This is a genomic window from Murinocardiopsis flavida, from assembly GCF_003014485.1.
Taxonomy (GTDB): Bacteria; Actinomycetota; Actinomycetes; order Streptosporangiales; family Streptosporangiaceae; genus Murinocardiopsis; species Murinocardiopsis flavida.
On sequence record NZ_PYGA01000008.1, the window covers coordinates 241,436 to 262,369 of the forward strand.

Sequence of the window (20,934 nt, forward strand, 5' to 3'; positions counted from 1 at the left end):
AATCGGGCGTTTGTATCAGGCAACCCACAGATCACCCAAAGTCTCAGCTCGGCGACACCTGGTGACGAAACCCCGTAAGCTGTTGGCTACAGCCCTCGCATTGCCTGAGGATCCGTTCCGGTTATGGGGGTGACCGGAACGTCGGCCGCCGGTTTCCGTACGGCGCCATACCGAATCTCATGAGAGCGCCGTCCGCACGGCGGAGTACCCGGGTCCGCACGGACCCGCCGGCGGCGGAGGGCGCGCTCTGGACGACCCCGAGGACGCGATGAAGGACCCCAACAACACCCGGGATGTGGGACCCCGGGCCGGGACGCCGTTGTGGCTGTATCTCGCCAGCACCACGGTCGCCGGCTGCGTTCTCCTGGTGGTCTCCCTGGTCTGGGCCGGCGCCGACCAGCTCGCCGCGATCGGCGCGCGCCCGCTGATCTGGGTCGTGCTGTGCATGGTCATCATCGGTGAGCTGCGTCCCATCGCGAGCCTCCACTCGCCCAACGACAACGGCCACCCCACCTCGCTGCCGTTCTCGTTCGCGCTCGTCCTGCTCTACGGCCTCCCGGTGGCGGCGCTGGTCCAGGCGATCGCGAGCGCCGTCTCGGGCGTCGTGCGCGGCCACTCCGTGCATCGCAGCGCCTTCAACATCGCCCAGTACACCCTCAGCTTCGGGGTCGCCGACGCCGTGCTGCGGCTGCTCATGCCGTTCGCCGAGAACGCGGCCTGGCTGCCCGGCGCCGTCGAGCTCCTCGTCGTCGCGCTGGCGGGGGCCGCGTACTTCGCCACCAACCTCGTCCTGGTCGAGTGCGCCGTCGCCATGCACGAGCGCGCGCCGCTGCACCGGATGCTCGGAAAGGACATCGGGCAGCGGCTGTTCGTCAACCTGGTGCTGCTCAGCCTGGCGCCGCTGGTGGTCGTCACCATGACCCACTCGGTGTGGCTCGTCCCGCTGTTCGCGTTCCCCCTCGCGGCGCTCTACACCGGGGCGTCGCTGTCGGTGAAACGCGAGCATCAGGTGAACCACGACGAACTCACCGGGCTCGCCAACCGCAAGCTGCTGTTCCTGCGCACACAGGAGGCGCTCAGCGAAGCCCAGGAGCACAAGCACCGGGTGGGCCTGCTGCTGCTCGACCTCGACCGCTTCAAAGAGGTCAACGACACCCTCGGCCACCCCACCGGCGACCGCCTGCTGCAAGCCGTCGCGCACCGCCTCACGCACAGCGTGCGCCCCGGCGACCTCGTGGCGCGGCTCGGCGGCGACGAGTTCGCCGTGCTGCTCCCGCAGGTCCGCGACGCCGCGTCGGCGCGCGAGGTCGCGGCCCGGCTGCGGGTCTCCCTCGCCGAGCCCATGCGCCTCGACGGCATGGACTTCGACCTGGAGGCCAGCGTCGGCATCGCGCTGTACCCCAACCACGCACCGGACTTCGAGCTGCTGATGCAGCGGGCCGACGTCGCGATGTACGTCGCCAAGGAGCACCGCACCGGTGTGGAGTCCTACGAGCCGCACAAGGACCGCAACTCCACGGCCCGGCTCAGCCTGTTCAGCGAGCTGCGCCGCGCCCTTGTCGAAGACGAGCTGGAGATGTTCTACCAGCCCAAGGTCGAGCTCGCGGAGCAGCGCGTGGTCGGGTTGGAGGCGCTGGTGCGCTGGCGGCACCCGCAGCGGGGCGTGCTCCCGCCCGAGGAGTTCGTGCCGCTCGTCGAGCAGTCGTATTTGATGCGCAGCTTCACCCACGAGATCATCGAGCAGACCCTGCCGCAGATCTCCGACTGGTGGTCGTCGGGGTTCACCGTGCCCGTCTCGGTCAACCTCTCGGCGCGCGAGCTCCTCGACCCCACGCTGCCCGAGATCGTCGCGGCGGGCCTGCGCCGCCACGCCGTCGAACCGCGCGCGCTGCGTCTGGAGATCAGCGAACGCGTCATGGCGGCCGAGGCCGACGCCATCACCCCGACCATCCTCGCCCTCTCCGACCTCGGCGTGTCGCTGTCCCTCGACGACTTCGGCACCGGCTATTTCACCCTCGCCCGGCTGCACGGCCTGCCGGTCAAGGAGATCAAGATCGACCAGACCTTCGTCCACCGGGTGGTCGACGCCCCCGACGGCAGGGCCATCGTCGGGTCGGCACTCGACCTCGTGAAGACCCTCGGCATGTACGCCGTCGCCGAAGGCGTCGAGAACGCCCGGGTCGCCGGCATCCTGCGCACCCTCGGCTGCCACGCGGCGCAGGGCCGCTTCTTCGCGCCGCCGCTCGACTCCGCCGACGCCACCTCCTGGCTCCGCGAGCACGGCCGCGCCGACGACCTCGCCACCGGCGAACGCACCGGCTGACCACCCGCCCCACCGAGGAGCCCGGCCCGGCCCCGGCGGTCCGCGCCGTGCTGCGGGGTCTCCGCGGTCGCCGCGCCACGGCGTTCCCGAACCGGCCATAGGATTGCAGGGACCGCATCCGCCGCTCGACCGGATCCGGTAGTCCCGACCAGACGAAGAAAACGGTGCCCATTCATGTCCGCCATCACCCGCGACGAGGTGGCCCACCTCGCCCGGTTGTCGCGGCTGGCGCTGCGTGAGGACGAGCTCGACCAGCTCGCCGCACAGTTGGACGACATCATCTCCGCTGTGGCCCAGGTGCAGGAGGTCGCCCAGGGCGACATCCCGCCCACCTCGCACGCCCTGCCGCTGACCAACGTCTACCGTCCCGACGAGGCGCGGCCGGGCCTCGGCCCCGATGCCGCCCTGGCGGGCGCCCCCGCGGTGCAGGACCAGCGGTTCCGGGTCCCGCAGATCCTGGGGGAGGAGGACTGATGGCGTCCGACGACCTGATCCGGCTGTCGGCCGCCGAGCTCGGCGCCGCCATCGCGGCGGGCGAGACCTCCTCGGTCGACGCCACGCGGGCCTACCTCGACCGCATCGACGCCGTCGAGCCCGACATCAACGCGTTCCTGCACGTCGGCCGCGACAGCGCGCTGGAGCAGGCGCGCACGGCCGACCGCCGCCGCGCCGACGGCGAGGACCTCGGCCCCCTGGCCGGTGTGCCCATCGCGCACAAGGACGTGTTCTGCACCAAGGACATGCCCACCACCGCGGCGTCCAAGATCCTCGAAGGCTGGCAGCCGCCCTACGACGCCACCGTCACCGCGCGGCTGCGCGACGCCGGGCTGGTCATCCTCGGCAAGACCAACATGGACGAGTTCGCCATGGGCTCGTCCACGGAGAACTCCGCCTACGGCGCGACCCGCAACCCGTGGGACACCGCGCGGGTGCCCGGCGGGTCCTCCGGCGGGTCCTCCGCCGCCGTCGCGGCGTTCGAGGCGCCCCTCGCCACCGGCACCGACACCGGCGGTTCCATCCGCCAGCCCGCCGCGGTCACCGGCCTGGTGGGTGCGAAGCCCACCTACGGCGGCTCGTCCCGCTACGGCGTCATCGCGTTCGCGTCCTCGCTCGACACCCCCGGGCCGTTCGCCCGCACCGTGCTCGACGCGGCGCTGCTGCACGAGGCTTTCTCCGGGCACGACCCCCGCGACTCCACCTCCGTCGACGCCCCGGTGCCCGGGGTGGTCGAGGCGGCCCGCCGCGCCGACGTGCAGGGCCTGCGCGTCGGCGTCGTCAAGGAGTTCGGCGGCGAGGGCTACCAGCCGGGGGTGACCCAGCGCTTCCAGGAGTCCGTCGAGCTGCTGGAGTCGCTGGGCGCGAAGGTGGTCGAGGTCTCCTGCCCGAGCTTCACCAGCGCGCTGGCGGCGTACTACCTGATCGCGCCGAGCGAGGCGTCCTCGAACCTGGCGCGGTTCGACGCCATGCGCTACGGCCTGCGGGTGGGCGACGACGGCACCCGCAGCGCCGAGGAGGTCATGTCGCTGACCCGCGCCAAGGGCTTCGGCCCCGAGGTCAAGCGCCGCATCATCCTGGGCACCTACGCGCTGTCGAGCGGCTACTACGACGCGTACTACGGCTCGGCCCAGCAGGTGCGCACGCTCATCAAGCGCGACTTCGACGCCGCGTTCGAGCACGTCGACGTGCTGGTGTCGCCCACGACGCCGACCACGGCGTTCCCCATCGGCGAGCGCGCCGACGACCCCATGGCGATGTACCTCGCCGACCTCTGCACGATCCCCACGAACCTGGCCGGCAACGCCGCGCTCTCGGTGCCGTGCGGGCTCGCGCCCGAGGACGGCCTGCCGGTGGGCTTGCAGATCATGGCCCCCGCGCTCGCCGACGACCGCACCTACCGTGCGGGCGCCGCCGTCGAGGCCGCGCTGGCCGAGCGCTGGGGCGGCCCGCTGCTCGGCACGAGCGCCTACGCGGTGTAGCGCACAGCGCAAACGAATGCGGGCCCCGCGCCGGATGGCGCGGGGCCCGCATTCGTTTCCAAGGTGCTCCGGCCCTCCGGGGCCGACCGCCGCCGCGCCTCAGCGCGGCGGCGGACACCTGGGGCCGGTTCCCGCGGGAGCGGCCCCAGGTGCGGTGGTACTGCTACTCGGCCGCGCCGGCGCCGTTGCGGCGCTTGCGGGCGAGGTACATCGCCGTACCGCCACCGCCGAGGGCCACAGCGGCCGCGGCGATGAGACCGCCGAGGGCGGTACCGGTCACGGGCAGGCCCGGCTTGTCGTCGGGCTTCTCAGCGGCCGGCGGGGTCGAGGGCGACTCCGAGGGGCTCGGCTTCTCGTCGGGGGTGCTCGGCGAGGGGCTGGGGGTCGGCTTCTCGTCGGGCGTGCTCGGCGACGGGCTGGGGCTCGGCTTCTCGCCGGCGGTCCAGGTGACCTCGGCACCGGCGGTGACCTTGGTGGACTTGGTCTGCGCCGTGATGAGGGTCTGGGTCTCGCGCTGGCCCTTGACGCCCTTGAACAGGCGGCCGGCGCCGACGGTGGACTCGACGTCGGCGGAGAGGGACGCCTTGCCCGGAGCGGTGCCCTCGGGGACCTTGACGCCGAGCTGGTCGCCGTTGTTCACCTTGGTGGCCGGCTTGCCGGTCTTGACGTCGACCAGCTCCACGCCCTCGGGCGCCTCAAGGGCGAAGTCGAGGTCCTTGCCGCTGGTGGTGACGGTGAACTTGCCGATGGTCTCGCCGGCCTTGCCCTCGGCCTGCGTGGGGTCGATGGCGAGGGAGGCGTGCGGCTCCTCCGAGGCGAGGTCCTGGGCGTTCTTCACGAGGTAGTCGTACAGCGCGATGACCTTGGGGTTGTTGCCCCGCTCGCTGAACTTCTTGCCGTTGCTGAAGTGCCAGATGGCGGCCTGGGTGCCGGCGAGCGCCGACTTCTGGTCGAGGCCGCGGACCTTGCTCTTCGCGGCGAGCGCCGCGACGTCGACGGTCGGGTAGGAGTTCTGGAGCACCCAGTGGACCTTGCCGGGTGCGCTGAACTCGCCCTTGCCCGGGTAGTTCGCCCACTGGTCCTCGACGTAGTCGGCACCGCTGCGGATGCGGGTCTCGTAGTCGATGCAGTAGGTCAGCAGGGTCGAGCCGTCCTTGAGCTGCAACTTGAACAGCGAGGTGCCGATCTCGCCGCCGCCGTCGGCGCGGACCTTGTGGCCGGATGCCTCGTTGCCGACGTACTTGCCCTGGGCGCCGGTGTCGGCGCCAGCGGGTGCCGCGGTGCCGAAGGCGAGGAGGGCCGCAGCCGCCGTGGTGGCGAGGACCGTCGCGGCACGGCGGCCGCGCCGTGCGCTATGGGGGCGTGAGTTCATCAAGTTTTTGTCCAGGTGAGGGAGTGAGCCGGTAGGGATTTGCAGCCGAGCGAAATTAGGCACTGCACACTTCGCAGGCTGGTGCGGTGTTTCGCCAGTTCGCCCGAGCCGGTATTCGAATGGAGCGGGCACGCGGCCGGCCGCGGGATGTTCGAGGCACTCGTGGGAGTGCGGGGAGCACTGGCGTCGTGGACGTTCGGGGGCCGTCGCCGATCAAGGCGACTACCGCACCGCCAGATACTAGCGACCCATTTCCGGGCTTCCAACCCGCTTCGGGGAATTGTGTATGAATCGATCTCGGGTGACCGTTATGCGCTGCGCGAATTTCGCACCGGCGGGGTTCCCCTGTGTTCTTTGTTACGGGCGGTGCGGGGGGTGCGCGGTTTCCGCGCCGCACGGCGCGGCCCGCTCGGTCCTCGCAGGCCACCCCCGCCCTGCGGGAGCCGTCGGGTGCCGGTGCGCCGCGCCGCGCGGGGGCGGTGCGGCCTCGACCGATACCGCCGCGCGCCCTTGGGCGGCGCCGCCGCGGGCACACGTCGCCGCCGCGCCCCGGGGATCGGTAGGCTCATAGCCGCATCCCTGTTCAGCGACCGGGCGGTAAGCGGACACGCCCGGCCGGGCCGCGCCAACGGCGCCGACCGTGGCCGGATCCGGCCACGGCCACGCATAGGCGCCTTGGGCGGGCTGCCCGGCGCGGCTGCGCCCGCCGGACGAACACGACAATGAAGCAGTGACGGTATCCCTCGCCCGCGCGCGGTGCGCGTGCGCGGCGGGGCCACTCGACTACGGAAACGGGTTGTGCGGCGATGGCCAACGCGGTGACGAACAGCGGTGCCGCCGAACTGGTGGCATACGACGACGCGATGAGCCGGTACCAGCCGGTGCTCGGTTTGGAGACCCACGTCGAACTGGGCACCGGGTCGAAGATGTTCTGCTCCTGCTCCACCGCGTTCGGCGCCGCGCCCAACACCCAGGTGTGCCCCGTGTGCCTGGCCCTGCCCGGCTCGCTGCCCGTGGTGAACGCGACCGCCGTCGAGAGCGCCATCAGGCTCGGTCTGGCGCTCGACTGCTCGATCGCGCCCTGGGGCAGGTTCGCCCGGAAGAACTACTTCTACCCGGACATGCCGAAGAACTACCAGATCTCGCAGTACGACGAGCCGATCTGCGTCGACGGCCACCTCGACGTCACGGTCGACACCCCCGACGGCCCCCGTGGGTTCCGGGTCGAGATCGAGCGCGTGCACATGGAGGAGGACACCGGCAAGACCTCCCACGTCGGCGGCGCCACCGGGCGCATCCACGGTGCGCAGTACTCCATCGTCGACTACAACCGCGCCGGCATCCCGCTGCTGGAGATCGTCACCAGGCCCATCGAGCACACCGGCGACCTCGCCCCGCTGGTGGCCCGCGCCTACGTCTCCGAGCTGCGCGACCTCGTCCGCTCCCTCGGCGTCTCCGACGTCCGCATGGAGGAGGGCTCGCTGCGCTGCGACGTCAACGTCTCCCTCATGCCCGAGGGCGCGGCGGAGTGGGGCACCCGCTCCGAGACCAAGAACGTCAACTCGCTCCGGTCGGTCGAGCGCGCGGTGCGCTACGAGATCTCCCGGCAGGCCGGGCGGCTCGACGCCGGGCAGCGGGTCGTCCAGGAGACCCGGCACTTCCAGGAGAACAGCGGCAGCACCGTGTCGGGCCGCAGCAAGGAAGAGGCGCAGGACTACCGCTACTTCCCCGACCCCGACCTCGTCCCGGTCGCGCCGAGCGCCGAATGGGTCGAGGAGCTGCGCGCCGCACTGCCGGAGCGCCCCTCCGCCGTCCGGCGCCGGATCCAGGCCGAGTGGGGCCTTTCGGACGACGAACTGCGCGACCTCGTCAACGCCGACGCCATCGGCCTCGTCACCGCGACGGTCGCCGCGGGCGCGCCGTCGGACGACGCCCGCAAGTGGTGGCTGAACGAGTTGTCCCGGCGCGCCACCGAGACCGAGGTGGAGCTCGCGGCGCTCGCCATCACCCCCGCCCAGGTCGCCCGCGTCATCGCGCTGGTCGCCGAGGGCGTGCTCACCAACAAGCTGGCGCGGCAGGTCGTCGACGGCGTCCTCGCGGGCGAGGGCGAGCCCGACGCCGTGGTCGAGGCGCGCGGCCTCAAGGTGGTCAGCGACGACTCCGCGCTCGGCGCTGCGGTCGACGCCGCCATCGCCGGCAACCCCGACGTCGCCGAGAAGATCCGCGGCGGCAAGACCGCCGCTGCCGGGGCCCTCGTCGGCGCCGTGATGAAGGCCACGCGCGGCCAGGCCGACGCAGGGCGTGCCCGGCTGCTCATCCTGGAGCGCCTCGGGGTCGAGGGCTGAGGCCCGCAGGCACGGGCGGGCGGTTCTCCCTGGTGCCGGGGCGGCCGCCCCGGTGCGGCGGGCCCGTGCGGCGCACCCCTCTGTGGTCCCGACACGGGAGCGGCGACCGGTGATCACCCTGTGTGGTCGCGTTGTCGCCGTCTCTCCGCTTCCTCTCTATCGGACCGTGACCTTGGGTGAATAGCCTGGTGATGCGGGACAGGAGACGACCCGGGGTGCCGCGTGCGGGCGACCGCGCCGCGGCGGCCCGTCGGGGCGCGGGGTATCCCGTCGGCTGCACGAGGAGGTGCCGCCCGGTCGGCCGGACGTCCTCCGGGCAGGGCAGGCTCGATCTGCCCCGCCACGTACACAGGGGAGCCGTCATCGCCGTGTCCGCCGGTCGCGGGGGACACGGGTCCCGGCCGCACACGGTCCGGGCCGCGCGCCCGGCGGCGCTCGCCGGTGCGATCCGCATCGGCACACCAACAGCGCCCTGGGCCGCCGAGCCGCTGATCCCCGACCCCCGCTGTCCCCGAGGACCGCGGACCCGAGTGCCACCGATGGGAAGGGCGCCAATGTCGAGACACCCGGAGACCGGTGCCCCGGCGGGATCCGCCGACCCCGGTTCCTCTCGGCGCGGCCGGCCGGCCGGCGCCGGCCGGTGGGGCACTCGGACAGAGGCGGTGTGATGCGGACCGATTCCCGGGTCTGGCTCGGGGCTGTTCTGGTGATCACGCTGGTCTACGCGCTCGGAACCGTCGTGCCGTTCGGCGGTACGACCCTGGCCGGGTGGGGCGGCACCTGGCCCACCGCCGTCGCCGCGGCGCTCGCCGCCGCCTCGCTGCTGTACTGGGCGCGGCGCCGCGCGGCCACCGGCGCCGACACCGATGCCAACGCCGACGGCGCCGACGGCACCGCCGCACTGCGCTTCTTCGGGTTCTCCGCGCTGGCGTGGTGCGCGGGCGCCATCACCTACGGCGTCACCGGGCTGCTGAGCACCAGCGCGACCCTGTCGCTGACCTTCGGCGACCTGTTCTCCCTGATCGCGCTGCCGTTGTTCGTCATGGGCTTCACCCGGTTCGCGCCGCTGCCCAGCGGCGTGCGGCCGGCCGTCCGGCACTTCACCGACAGCTATGTGTGCGCCGCCGCGGTGTTCACCGTGGTGTGGGTGCTGCTGTTCGCGCCGCTGTACAACGAGATCGGCGACAGCCAGGGCTTCCTCGGGCTCGCGCTGATCTACCCCGTTGCCGACATCGTGGTGCTGTGCCTGCTCACGCCGCTGGTCTTCACCTCGCCGCACAGCACGCGGCGCGCGGTGCTCCTCGCCATCGGCGCGTTCGTCATCATCTGCGGCGCCGACCTGATCAACACCATCACCCGGCTCACCGGCTCCATGGTCGCCGGCGGCATCGAGTTCCCGGTCCGGCTGCTCGGCTTCGCGCTGCTGGCGAGCCTGCCGTGGCTGATCCGCGAGCGGGCGGGCGCCGCCCCGCGCCGCATCACCGGGCGCGGCCTCTACCGGTTCGCCCCCGAGATCGCGGCGGTCGTCGCGCTGACGCTCGCGACCCTGGTGCTGACCATCGGCGCGCTGCGGATGCCGGGCGTCGCCACGGTGCTGCCGCTGGTGGCGGGGTCGGCCGTCATCGTGCTGCTGGTGCGGGTCGCGGGGCTGCTGGAGGAGAACGCCACGCTGTGGCGCATGGTGCAGACCCGCGAGCGGCACTTCCACGAGCTGGCGAAGAACAGCGGCGACTTCATCCTGATCCTCGACTACGACGGCACCATCTTCTACGTCAGCCCCGGCGCGGCCGAGACCTTCGGCTACCGGTTGGACGACGTCCTCGCCGAGCCGGTCACCGCCATCGTGCACCCCGAGGACCTCACCCGGGTCGGCGCCGCCATGTCGGCGTTCACCCGGGGCGCCAAGGAGGGCATGCACCTGCGCATCCGGGTGCGGGCGGCCGACGGCACGTGGCGGCACACCGAGTCCACCGCGTCGCTGTACGAGCGGCCCGGCGACCCCGACCGCCTGCTGGTGACCACCCGCGACATCAGCGCCCAGGTGGCGCTCGAGGAGCAGGTCAACCACCTGACCTTCCACGACGGCATCACCGGCCTGCCCAACCGCGCCTACCTGGAGGAGCGCACCCGCGAGGTGCTGACCCGGCGCGACCCCGCCGACGACGGCGAGATCGCGGTGATCTTCCTCGATCTCGACGGCTTCACCGCGGTGAACGACTCCGCCGGGCACGCCTTCGGCGACTACCTGCTCGCCCAGGCGGGGCGGCGGCTGCGCGGCACCACCGACTCCGGCGACACCCTCGCCCGGTGGGGCGGCGACGAGTTCGCCGTGCTCATCGAGGACGGCAAGCACGCCCAGCAGGTGGTCGACCTCGCGGAGCGGCTCGGCCGCGTCATCAGCGGCGAGCCTTTCCAGGTGGCCGACCGCGAGGTGCTGATCTCGGCGAGCGTCGGGGTCGCCTTCGCCGAGCCGGGGACCGACTCCGGCGAGCTCCTCCGCAACGCCGACATGGCCATGGCGCGCGCGAAGGAGAGCACGGCCGGCCGGCTCGAGGTGTACGCCGCGCACATGCACGCCACCGTGGTGCGCCGGCTCGAACTCCAGAGCGAGCTGCGCCAGGCGCTGGCCGACGGCGACTTCACGCTGGAGTACCAGCCCGTGGTGAACCTGGAGACCTCCCAGGTCACCGCGGTCGAGGCGCTGGTCAGGCGGCGTCAGGACGGCAGGCTGATCCCGCCCGACGAGTTCATCGGCCCGGCCGAGGAGTCGGGGCTGATCGTGCCGCTGGGCGAGTGGATCCTGCGCGAGGCGTGCCAGCGCGTCGCCATCTGGCGGGTGTCCGACTGGGACATCGGGCTGGCGGTGAACCTCTCGGTCAAGCAGATCCTGTCGCCGCGGTTCGTGCAGACGGTCCAGGACGTCCTGGACGACAGCGGTCTCTCCGCCGACGCGCTCACCCTGGAGGTCGACGAGGAGGTCCTGCTGGAGAACCCCGGCGAGGCGGTCGAGCGGCTCTCCGAACTGCGGGAGCTCGGCGTCCGGCTCGCCATCGACGACTTCGGCATGGGCTACGCCTCGCTGGCGCACCTGCGGCGGCTCCGGGTGGACGAGATCAAGATCGACCCGTCGTTCACGCGCGACGTCGGCGCCGACAGCACCGTCACGCTGCTCACGCACACCATCATCCGGCTGGGCCAGGACCTCGGTATGCAGGTCGTCGCCGAGGGCATCGAGCAGCCCGACCAGTTGGAGCGGCTGCGGGCCATGGGCTGCGGCTACGGCCAGGGCTTCCTGATGGCCCGGCCCATGGCGGCCGAGGGCGTGGAATCACTGGTCGGCGGCGAGGCCAACATCGCGCTTTAGAGCGGTTCACGCGCCGCACCGGCGCCCGGTCCCGGTGCGGCGTATCATCCCGAATCTCCCGTTCCGTATTGCTATCTGCGCTTTGCATACCTGCGACGGAACCGAATGATGATCATCACATCTCGCATTTTGAGACATTATGCGGTTTCAGTTGACGTTCGGCAGCGCACTCGGCCATGGTTGTCAGTGTGCAGAGCAACTCCCTGATTCTCGTACTTGGCCAGCGCGCAGCCCGCTGACCGAGTCGACGCTGCGCGCTCCCTCCAATCGCCCCGAGGCGATGGGGGGTTTTTTGTTGCCGCAGTCCCCATCCGCCCCCAGTGCCTCTTGCGAAGGATCTTGTGATGACCGAGCAGATGACCGGAGCCCAATCGCTCATCAGGTCGCTGGAGCACGCCGGCGTGGACGTGGTGTTCGGGATCCCGGGCGGGGCGATCCTGCCCGCCTACGACCCCCTTTACGACTCAGGGAAGGTGCGCCACATCCTGATGCGCCACGAGCAGGGCGCCGGGCACGCGGCGGAGGGCTACGCCTACGCCACCGGCCGGCCGGGGGTGTGCATGGCGACCAGCGGTCCCGGCGCCACCAACCTGGTCACCCCCCTCGCCGACGCGCACATGGACTCCGTGCCGATGGTCGCCATCACCGGCCAGGTCGCGGCGCCCTCCATCGGCACCGACGCCTTCCAGGAAGCCGACATCTGCGGCATCACGATGCCGATCACCAAGCACAACTTCCTCGTGCGCGAGGCGGCCGACATCCCGCGGACCATCGCCGAGGCGTTCCACATCGCCTCCACCGGCCGCCCGGGGCCCGTGCTGGTCGACATCGCCAAGAGCGCGCTCCAGGCCGCCACCCGGTTCGCCTGGCCGCAGCGGCTGGACCTTCCCGGGTACCGCCCGGTCACCAAGCCGCACGGCAAGCAGGTCCGCGAGGCCGCGCGGATGATCGCCGAGGCGAAGCGCCCCGTGCTCTACGTCGGCGGCGGCGTGCTCAAGGCGGGCGCCTACCAGGAGCTGCGCGTCCTCGCCGAGATCACCGGGCTGCCGGTCGTCACGACCCTCATGGCACGCGGAGTGTTCCCCGACAGCCACGCGCAGAACCTGGGCATGCCCGGCATGCACGGCAACGTCGCCGCCGTGGGCGCGCTGCAACGCGCCGACCTGATCATCGCGCTGGGCGCGCGCTTCGACGACCGCGTCACCGGCAAGCTCGACTCCTTCGCGCCGGGCGCCAAGATCGTGCACGCCGACATCGACCCCGCGGAGATCTCCAAGAACCGGCACGCCGACGTCCCGATCGTCGGCGACTGCCGCGAGGTCATCGCCGACCTTGTGGTCGCGGTGCGCAACGATCAGGCCGAGGGGCGCCAGGCCGACATCGGCGGCTGGTGGTCCCAGCTCGACCGGCTGCGCACCACCTACCCGCTCGGCTACGAGGATCCCGGCGACGGCACCCTGTCGCCCCAGTACGTCATCAAGCGACTGGGGGAGATCGTCGGCCCCGAAGCCGCCTACGCCGCCGGTGTCGGGCAGCACCAGATGTGGGCGGCCCAGTTCATCGACTACGAGCGGCCCGGCGCGTTCATGAACTCCGGCGGGGCCGGGACCATGGGGTTCGCGGTGCCCGCGGCGCTCGGGGCGAAGGCCGGCGACCCCGACCGCGCCGTCTGGGCGATCGACGGCGACGGCTGCTTCCAGATGACCAACCAGGAACTGGCGACCTGCGCCGTCGAGGGCCTGCCCATCAAGGTCGCCGTCATCAACAACGGCAACCTGGGCATGGTCCGGCAGTGGCAGACCCTGTACTACGAGGGCCGCTACTCCCAGACCAACTTGCAGACCCTGGAGGAGCCGGCCAAGCAGAAGGCGCGGATTCCCGACTTCGTCCGCCTCGCCGAGGCGTACGGTTGTGTCGGGATCCGCTGCGAGCGGGCCGAGGACGTCGACGCCACCATCGAGAAGGCCATGGCCATCGACGACGCACCCGTGGTCATCGACTTCGCCGTGCACCAGGACGCCATGGTGTGGCCCATGGTCGGCCCCGGCATCAGCAACGACAGCATCCAGTACGCGCGCGACATGGCGCCGGACTGGGACGACGAGGACTAGGGACGGATCACCCCCATGACGATGCACACGCTCTCTGTGCTGGTGGAGGACACCCCTGGAGTCCTCGCCCGCGCCTCGGCGCTGTTCTCGCGCCGCGGGTTCAACATCAACTCACTCACCGTCGGCCCCACCGAAGTCCCGGGGCTGTCCCGGATGACGATCGTGGTCAACTGCGACCTCCACCCGCTGGAGCAGGTGACCAAGCAGCTCAACAAGCTGGTGAACGTCATCAAGATCGTCGAAATGGACACCGACGCCTCTGTGCGCCGGGAGCTGCTGCTGGTCAAGGTCAAAGCCGACCCCGGCAGCCGCTCCCACGTGCTGGAGACGGCCGAGCTGTTCCGCGCCAACGTCGTCGACGTCGGGCCGGACGTGGTCGTCATCGAGGCCACCGGCAAACCCGAGAAGCTTGAGGCGCTGATCCGCAATCTCGAGCCGTTCGGAATCAAGGAGCTGGTGAAGTCCGGTCTGGTCGCACTCGGGCGCGGGCCCCGGTCCATGAGCGACCGCTCGCTACGCTCCGTCGAGCGCAGTGCCTGACCCCGCCGCAATCAACAAGGAGTAAGCCGAAGTGGCAGCAGAGATGTACTACGACGACGACGCCGACCTGGGAGTGATCCAGGGCCGCAAGGTCGCCGTGATCGGATACGGCAGCCAGGGGCACGCGCACGCGCTGTCACTGCGGGACTCCGGCGCCGACGTGCGCGTGGGCCTCGCCGAGGGGTCGAAGACCCGCCAGAAGGTCGAAGAGGACGGCCTGCGGGTCGTCAGCCCGGCCGAGGCCGCCCGCGAGGCCGACGTCATCGTCATCCTCGCCCCCGACCACGTGCACCGCGACCTCTACGCGAAGGAGATCGCGCCCAACCTGAACGACGGCGACGCGCTGTTCTTCGGGCACGGCTTCAGCATCCGCTACGACCTCATCGAGCCCCCGGCCGGTGTCGACGTCGCGATGGTCGCCCCCAAGGGTCCCGGTCACCTTGTGCGCCGCCAGTTCGAGGAGGGGCGCGGCGTGCCCGTGCTCGTGGCGGTCGAGAAGGACGCCACCGGCACGGCGTGGGACCTCGCCCTGTCCTACGCCAAGGGCATCGGCGGCACCCGGGCCGGCGCGCTGAAGACCACGTTCACCGAGGAGACCGAGACCGACCTGTTCGGCGAGCAGGCCGTGCTGTGCGGCGGCCTGGCCGAGCTGATCAAGGCCGGGTACTCCACCCTCGTCGAGGCCGGGTACCAGCCCGAGATCGCCTACTTCGAGTGCCTGCACGAGGTGAAGCTGATCGTCGACCTCATGTACGAGGGCGGCATCTCCAAGATGAACTGGTCGGTGTCCGACAACGCCGAGTTCGGCGGGTACACCCGCGGCCCGCGCGTCGTCAACGACGCGACCCGCGAGGAGATGCGCCGCATCCTGGCCGAGGTCCGCGACGGCAGCTACGCGCGTGAGCTGGTCGCCGAGTTCGACGCCGGGCGGCCCAACTTCCTCAAGCGCCGCGAGGCCGAGCAGAACGAGCAGATCGAGAAGGTGGGCGCCGAGCTGCGCCCGCTGATGAGCTGGCTCAAGGCCTGAGCACCGCGATGCGGAGGGGGCCGGGCGCGTGCGCCCGGCCCCCTCGTGCGTCCCCAGTGCGGTGCGGCGCGGATCCCGGCGCCGGCCCGCTGCGTCCGCGCGGCGGGCGCGGTCCTTCAGGGCAGCCGCTGTGCCGGTGCGGGCGGCAGTGCGAGCGTGAGATACGCGAAGCCGAGGATGCCGCGGTAGCCGTGCAACCAGCCGTTGCGGTGGGCGTCGACCGCGGCGCGCACATCGGCGGCCTCGGGGGCGTCGGGATGCGCGAACAGCCATTGTTCGCTCCCCGCGCAGAAGCGCGACTCGAAGTCATCCCATTCGTCCTGGTTCGCCGTCGACACGGACAGGATCCGGAACCCGGCGGACATCGCGAGGTCCGCCAGTCCGCCGAGGGTGTTGAAGTCGTCCGGTGCGGCGTCCAGCGCCGCCAGGGCCGCCGGTGTCGGCTCCCGCTCCCAGAAGGCGTCCCCGAGCAGCAGCCGCCCGCCGGGGCGCACGTGCCCGCGCAGGGCGGCGAGGGCGTCGCGACTGCCGCCCCAGGCGTGTGCGGCGCCGATGGAGATCACCGCGTCGGCCGTCTCCTCGCCGGTCGCCGCCGCGTCGCCGGTGTCGAGGCGGACGCGGTCGGCGAGGCCGCGCCGTTCCGCGTTCGCCCGGCCGCGCCGGATGGCGGTGGCGTCGGCGTCGATGCCGGTGCCGGTGACGTCCGGCGCGGACTCCAGCACCCGGAGGAGCAGCTCGGCCCAGCCGCAGCCCAGGTCCAGTACGTGGGCGTCCTGCGTCGGCAGCAGTCCCGAGGTGATCGTGCGGGCGCGCGTTTCCGACAAGGGGGCGTTGAAGTCGAGCAGAGTGTAGCGAGGGGGCGCAGGGGAGGGGTCCATCCGGGTCACCCTGCCGGGCCGAGTGAGGGCGCGCAACGGAATATGGGTCATCGCAGCTCACCGCGGTTGTGCGGCGCCGAGGGCCGGGCCGGAGGCGGCGAATGCGCCCCCTTTCCCTGTGCTTTACCCACCGCCGGACTAGACTTTGGTCCGGCCGCGTCCGCCCGCCCTCGCAATGGCGCGGAGTCCGCCGGGGCGGAGCACGCCATGAGCAAGAGGACCCGTAATCGCGCGCGGTCACGCCGCAACCACCAAAGGATCACGCTGTGCCCAAGCCCTCCGTTCTCGTCGCGGAAGAACTCTCGCCCGCCGGAATCGCGCTGCTGGAGGACGACTTCGACGTCCGCCACGTCGACGGCGCCGACCGCTCCGCGCTGCTGCCCGCGCTGTCCGACGTCGACGCCCTGATCGTGCGCAGCGCGACCAAGGTCGACGCCGAGGCGCTCGCAGCGGCGCCACGGCTCCAGGTGGTGGCCAGGGCCGGGGTCGGCCTCGACAACGTCGACGTCGACGCGGCGACGAAGGCCGGGGTGCTGGTCGTCAACGCACCGACGTCCAACATCGTCAGCGCGGCCGAGCAGGCCATCAACCTGCTGCTGGCGTCGGCGCGCAACACCGCCCCCGCGCACCAGGCGCTGATCGGCGGCGAGTGGAAGCGGTCCAAGTACACCGGTGTCGAGCTGTACGACAAGACGGTCGGCGTCGTCGGCCTGGGGCGCATCGGCGTGCTCGTCGCGCAGCGGCTGTCCGCGTTCGGGATGAAGCTCATCGCCTACGACCCGTTCGTGCAGCCCGCGCGGGCCGCGCAGATCGGCGTCGAGGTCGTCGGCCTGGACGAGCTGCTGGAGCGCAGCGACTTCATCACGGTGCACCTGCCGAAGAACAAGGACACCCTCGGCCTCATCGGCGACGAGGCGCTGGCCAAGGTGAAGCCGACCGTGCGCATCGTCAACGCCGCGCGCGGCGGCATCGTCGACGAGGCGGCGCTCGCACGGGCCATCAAGGAGGGCAGGGTCGCCGGGGCCGGTGTCGACGTCTTCGCGAAGGAGCCGTGCACCGAGAGCCCGCTGTTCGAGTTCGAGAGTGTGGTCGTCGCCCCGCACCTCGGGGCCAGCACCCACGAGGCGCAGGAGAAGGCCGGCACCCAGGTGGCCCGCTCGGTGCGGCTCGCCCTGTCGGGGGAGTTCGTGCCCGACGCGGTCAACATCCAGGGCGGCGGCGTCTCCGAGGAGGTCAAGCCGGGGCTGCCGCTGATCGAGAAGCTGGGCCGCATCTTCACGGCACTCGCGGGCGGGGCCGTCGCGCGCGTCGACGTCGAGGTGCGCGGCGAGATCGCGGCGCACGACGTCAAGATCGTCGAGCTGGCCGCGCTGAAGGGCGTGTTCGGCGGGGTGGTCGAGGAGGCCGTCACCTACGTCAACGCCCCGCTCGTCGCGAAGGAGCGCGGTGTCGAGGTCAACCTGCTGACCAGCGACGACAGCCCCGACTGGCGCAACGAGCTGACCGTCCGCGGCATCCTCGCCGACGGCCAGCGCGTCTCGGTGTCGGGCACCCTTTCGGGCCCCCGGCAGAGCGAGAAGCTCACCGAGGTCAACGGCTACAGCATGGAGATCGCGCTCAGCGAGCACATGGCGTTCCTCCAGTACGAGGACCGCCCCGGCATCGTCGGCACGGTCGGCGCGCTGCTGGGCGAGGCCCGGGTCAACATCGCCGGTATGCAGGTCAGCCGCGACGTCGAGGGCGGTACGGCGCTCATCACGCTGACGGTCGACTCCGCCATCCCCGGGGAGACCCTCGACGCCATCTCCGCCGAGATCTCCGCCGACACCACCCGCCAGGTCGACCTGGAGGACTGACCACCACCAGCGCCCGACGGGCCCCGGCGACCGCGGTCGCCGGGGCCCGTTGCCGTATCGGCCAGGGGATTCCCGCAACGGTGTCCACCATTCGAGATGACGTGTCCTCATGCTGGAGAGTTAGTAGGACTTCCGATAGTCTGTCGCCCTAGGAGTTCGGGTATCCGGTCCGCACCGGCGCCCGCGCGCCCGCCGCCGCTCACCGGTCGACCACACCGGCAGCGGCGGAGCCGACCGGCCGGGCGACCCCCGCCGGAACCCGCGCGATCCACCGCGAACCCGCCGCCCCGCGATCCGAGGGGCGTGCGCCTTCGCCGGCCCGCTCCGCCCCTTTTTCGCGCTCGGCCGCCCCGTGCGGCAGCACGCACCAGGAGGATCGCCATGTACGACACCACGCCATCCGACGAGCAGGACGAAGCCACCCGCGCACTCCAGACCGCACTGGACCGCCGCGACAACGGTGGCTCGCCGGGCCGCTGACAGTCGGTACGCTTGTCTCACTCCCCGCACCACCTGTATTGCCATGTGAGCTGTATTGCCATGTGAGACGTGCGGGTAACGGCCCTGCTCCGAGCGGTGAGCCCGCGCGGCGGGGACGAGCGCACTGCTGTCGACACGAGAAGAGACTGGGCTTGCCATGGCTGCTCGCACCGTGAAGTTGGCCGTCATCGCCGGTGACGGTATCGGCCCCGAGGTCGTCGCCGAAGGGCTGAACGTCCTGTCCGCCGTCGCACCGGCGCACGGCCTGCACATCGACACCACCGAGTACGAGCTCGGCGCGAAGCGCTGGCACGCTACCGGCGAGACCCTGCCCGACTCCGTCGAGGCCGAACTCCGCGGGCACGACGCCATCCTGCTCGGCGCCATCGGCGACCCCACGGTCCCCAGCGGCGTCCTGGAGCGCGGCCTGCTGCTGCGGCTGCGCTTCGCCTTCTCGCACTACATCAACCTGCGCCCGGTGCGGCTCTACCCCGGTGTCACGACCCCCCTCGCCGCGGTCGCGCCCGAGGACATCGACATGCTCGTCGTCCGCGAGGGCACCGAGGGCCCCTACGCCGGGATGGGCGGCGTGCTGCGCAAGGGCACCCCCGGCGAGATCGCCACGCAGGACAGCGTCAACACCCGGTTCGGCGTGGAGCGGGTGGTCCGCTTCGCGTTCGCCAAGGCGGCCGAACGCCCCCGCCGCAAGCTCACCCTGGTGCACAAGGACAACGTCCTGACCTTCGCCGGTGAGCTGTGGCAGCGGGTGGTGCGCGAGGTCGGCGCCGAGTACCCCGGTGTCGAGGTCGACTACCTGCACGTCGACGCCGCCACCATGTTCTTCGTGTCGCAGCCGCGGCGGTTCGACGTCGTCGTGACCGACAACCTGTTCGGCGACATCATCACCGACCTCGGCGCGGCGGTCGCCGGCGGCATCGGCCTGGCGGCCAGTGGCAACATCAACCCCGAGCGGGACTTCCCCAGCATGTTCGAGCCGGTGCACGGCTCGGCGCCCGACATCGCGGGCCAGGGCACGGCCGACCCCACGGCCACCATCCTCTCCGTCGCGCTGCTGCTCGACCACCTCGGCCTGCCCGAGGCCGCGGCGCAGGTCGAGCGCGCGGTCGCCGCCGACCTGGAGGAGCGGGCCAAGTCCCCGCGCGAGCGCTCCACCGCCCGGATCGGCGCCGAGATCGCGGAGCGAGTAACCGGGCAGGGCTGAGCACCACCCGTCTCGGCCCTGCATCGCATTGGGGCGCGGCCGAGGCTCTCCGCAAGGACCTTCGCGTGGTCGGCGGGCGCGCCCGATTTTCCAAGGGCGCGCCCGTTCTCCATGTCCGGGGCCGGACCCGCACGGGTATGGTCCTCTGGCAACGGGCGTGCCGATTCCGTCAGACTAGGAACCGGACTGGCGACGAAGCCGGTCCGGAGGTACCCGAGAGGATCTAATCCCATGAACAGCAGCACCACCACAAGCGGGTTGGCGTTCGACATCCAGCTCTCGCAGGCGCGGAAGACCCCGCAGCAGCGAGCGGAAATACTGGAGAATCCCGGGTTCGGCACGGTCTTCACCGACCACATGGTCACCATCCGCTACACGGAGGGCACGGGCTGGCACGACGCGCGGCTCGAACCCTACGCCCCGCTCCAGCTCGACCCCGCCACCGCGGCACTGCACTACGCGCAGGAGATCTTCGAAGGGCTCAAGGCCTACCGCCACCCCGACGGCTCGATCGCCTGCTTCCGGCCCGACGTCAACGCCACGCGGCTGAACACCAGCGCGCGGCGCATCGCGATGCCGGACCTGCCCGAGGAGCTGTTCATCGGCTCCATCGCGACCCTGCTCGAACACGACGCCGACTGGGTCCCCACCACGCCGGGCAACAGCCTGTACCTGCGCCCGTTCATGATCGCCACCGATGTGGGACTGGGCGTCAACAACCCGTCCCGCACCTACCTGTTCCTGGTCATCGCCTCTCCGGCGGGGTCCTACTTCAAGGGCGGCGTCGCGCCTGTCACGGTGTGGCTGAGCGAGGACTACACGCGCGCCGCCCCCGGTGGCACCGGCGCCGCCAAGTTCGCGGGGAACTACGCCGCGAGCTTCGCCGCGCAGAGCCAGGCCGTCGAGAAGGGCTGCGACCAGGTCGTCTGGCTCGACGCCGTCGAGCACCGGTGGGTCGAGGAGATGGGCGGGATGAACCTGTTCTTCGTCTTCGGCTCCGGCCCCGAGGCGCGCATCATGACCCCGGAGCTGACCGGCACCCTGCTGCCGGGGGTCACCCGCGACTCTCTGCTCAAGCTCGCACCCGAACTGGGCGTCCCCGCGTCGGAGGGGCGGCTCTCCACCGACCAGTGGCGCGAAGGCGCCGCCAGTGGCGAGCTGACCGAGGTCTTCGCCTGCGGGACCGCCGCCGTGATCACCCCGGTCGGGCACGTCAAGAGCGAGCAGGGCGAGTTCACGATCGGCGACGGCACACCGGGCCCGGTGACCATGCGGCTCCGCGAGGAGCTGGTCGGCCGCCAAGAGGGGACCCGCGCCGACTCCGACGGCTGGATCCACCGCTTCGCCTGACAGTGAGGATTAGCCGTGGCATCGCCCGGAGGTCTGACTCTCCGCCTGACTGACGCTTCGGTTGTCCTTCTGGGGAATCGTCGGCCTGCC

Annotated in this window: 13 protein-coding genes; 11 read left to right on the forward strand and 2 right to left on the reverse strand. The window is 71.6% G+C overall.

The genetic code is table 11. The features are described from left to right. Window positions 1–268: 268 nt before the first annotated feature. The 3 genes from CLV63_RS13715 to gatA all read left to right on the forward strand — a co-directional run bounded on the left by CLV63_RS13715 (window position 269) and on the right by gatA (window position 4,299). Window positions 269–2,323 carry a putative bifunctional diguanylate cyclase/phosphodiesterase gene (locus CLV63_RS13715; RefSeq protein WP_106583366.1) on the forward strand — a complete coding sequence of 685 codons (2,055 nt, stop codon included), beginning with the start codon at window positions 269–271 and terminating at the stop codon, window positions 2,321–2,323. Between the two features lie 174 nt (window positions 2,324–2,497). Continuing rightward, window positions 2,498–2,797, forward strand: a complete 300-nt coding sequence (gene gatC / locus CLV63_RS13720; protein WP_106583367.1) for an Asp-tRNA(Asn)/Glu-tRNA(Gln) amidotransferase subunit GatC — start codon at window positions 2,498–2,500, stop codon at window positions 2,795–2,797. Next, a complete protein-coding gene (gene gatA, locus CLV63_RS13725) occupies window positions 2,797–4,299 on the forward strand; it encodes an Asp-tRNA(Asn)/Glu-tRNA(Gln) amidotransferase subunit GatA (RefSeq protein WP_106583368.1) in 1,503 nt (500 codons plus the stop codon). The genes gatC and gatA overlap by 1 nt, the downstream gene beginning before the upstream one ends. Window positions 4,300–4,462: 163 nt before the next feature. On the opposite strand, the gene CLV63_RS13730 is transcribed toward gatA, so the two are convergent. Continuing rightward, a complete protein-coding gene (locus CLV63_RS13730) occupies window positions 4,463–5,671 on the reverse strand; it encodes a thioester domain-containing protein (RefSeq protein WP_106583369.1) in 1,209 nt (402 codons plus the stop codon). A gap of 806 nt (window positions 5,672–6,477) precedes the next feature. Here CLV63_RS13730 and gatB point away from each other — a divergent pair. From gatB to ilvC, 5 genes are all read left to right on the forward strand, one after another. Continuing rightward, window positions 6,478–8,016, forward strand: coding sequence for an Asp-tRNA(Asn)/Glu-tRNA(Gln) amidotransferase subunit GatB (gene gatB / locus CLV63_RS13735; protein WP_394339770.1), 1,539 nt, complete (start codon window positions 6,478–6,480; stop codon window positions 8,014–8,016). 667 nt (window positions 8,017–8,683) lie between these two features. Beyond that, the gene (locus CLV63_RS13740) at window positions 8,684–11,380 is read left to right on the forward strand and encodes a putative bifunctional diguanylate cyclase/phosphodiesterase (RefSeq protein ID WP_106583370.1); all 2,697 of its coding nucleotides are present in this window, start codon (window positions 8,684–8,686) and stop codon (window positions 11,378–11,380) included. A gap of 344 nt (window positions 11,381–11,724) precedes the next feature. Continuing rightward, the gene (locus CLV63_RS13745) at window positions 11,725–13,491 is read left to right on the forward strand and encodes an acetolactate synthase large subunit (RefSeq protein ID WP_106583371.1); all 1,767 of its coding nucleotides are present in this window, start codon (window positions 11,725–11,727) and stop codon (window positions 13,489–13,491) included. A gap of 15 nt (window positions 13,492–13,506) precedes the next feature. Continuing rightward, complete coding sequence (gene ilvN / locus CLV63_RS13750; protein ID WP_106583372.1) at window positions 13,507–14,031, forward strand: acetolactate synthase small subunit; 525 nt, start codon at window positions 13,507–13,509, stop codon at window positions 14,029–14,031. Window positions 14,032–14,062: 31 nt separating this feature from the next. Further along, window positions 14,063–15,058 (forward strand): ketol-acid reductoisomerase, encoded by a 996-nt coding sequence (gene ilvC, locus CLV63_RS13755; RefSeq protein WP_211301293.1) that lies wholly within the window; start codon window positions 14,063–14,065, stop codon window positions 15,056–15,058. Window positions 15,059–15,174: 116 nt separating this feature from the next. Here the strand turns inward: ilvC and CLV63_RS13760 are convergent, their stop codons facing one another. Next, complete coding sequence (locus tag CLV63_RS13760) at window positions 15,175–15,936, reverse strand: SAM-dependent methyltransferase (RefSeq protein ID WP_106583374.1); 762 nt, start codon at window positions 15,934–15,936, stop codon at window positions 15,175–15,177. A gap of 266 nt (window positions 15,937–16,202) precedes the next feature. On the opposite strand from CLV63_RS13760, the gene serA reads away from it, so the two are divergent. The 3 genes from serA to CLV63_RS13775 all read left to right on the forward strand — a co-directional run bounded on the left by serA (window position 16,203) and on the right by CLV63_RS13775 (window position 20,844). Continuing rightward, window positions 16,203–17,792 (forward strand): phosphoglycerate dehydrogenase, encoded by a 1,590-nt coding sequence (gene serA / locus CLV63_RS13765; RefSeq protein WP_106583375.1) that lies wholly within the window; start codon window positions 16,203–16,205, stop codon window positions 17,790–17,792. 637 nt (window positions 17,793–18,429) lie between these two features. After that, window positions 18,430–19,494: a 3-isopropylmalate dehydrogenase gene (locus tag CLV63_RS13770; RefSeq protein WP_106583376.1), complete on the forward strand. Its 1,065-nt coding sequence runs from the start codon at window positions 18,430–18,432 to the stop codon at window positions 19,492–19,494. Window positions 19,495–19,725: 231 nt separating this feature from the next. Then, window positions 19,726–20,844, forward strand: a complete 1,119-nt coding sequence (locus tag CLV63_RS13775; RefSeq protein ID WP_106583377.1) for a branched-chain amino acid aminotransferase — start codon at window positions 19,726–19,728, stop codon at window positions 20,842–20,844. Window positions 20,845–20,934 lie beyond the last annotated feature (90 nt).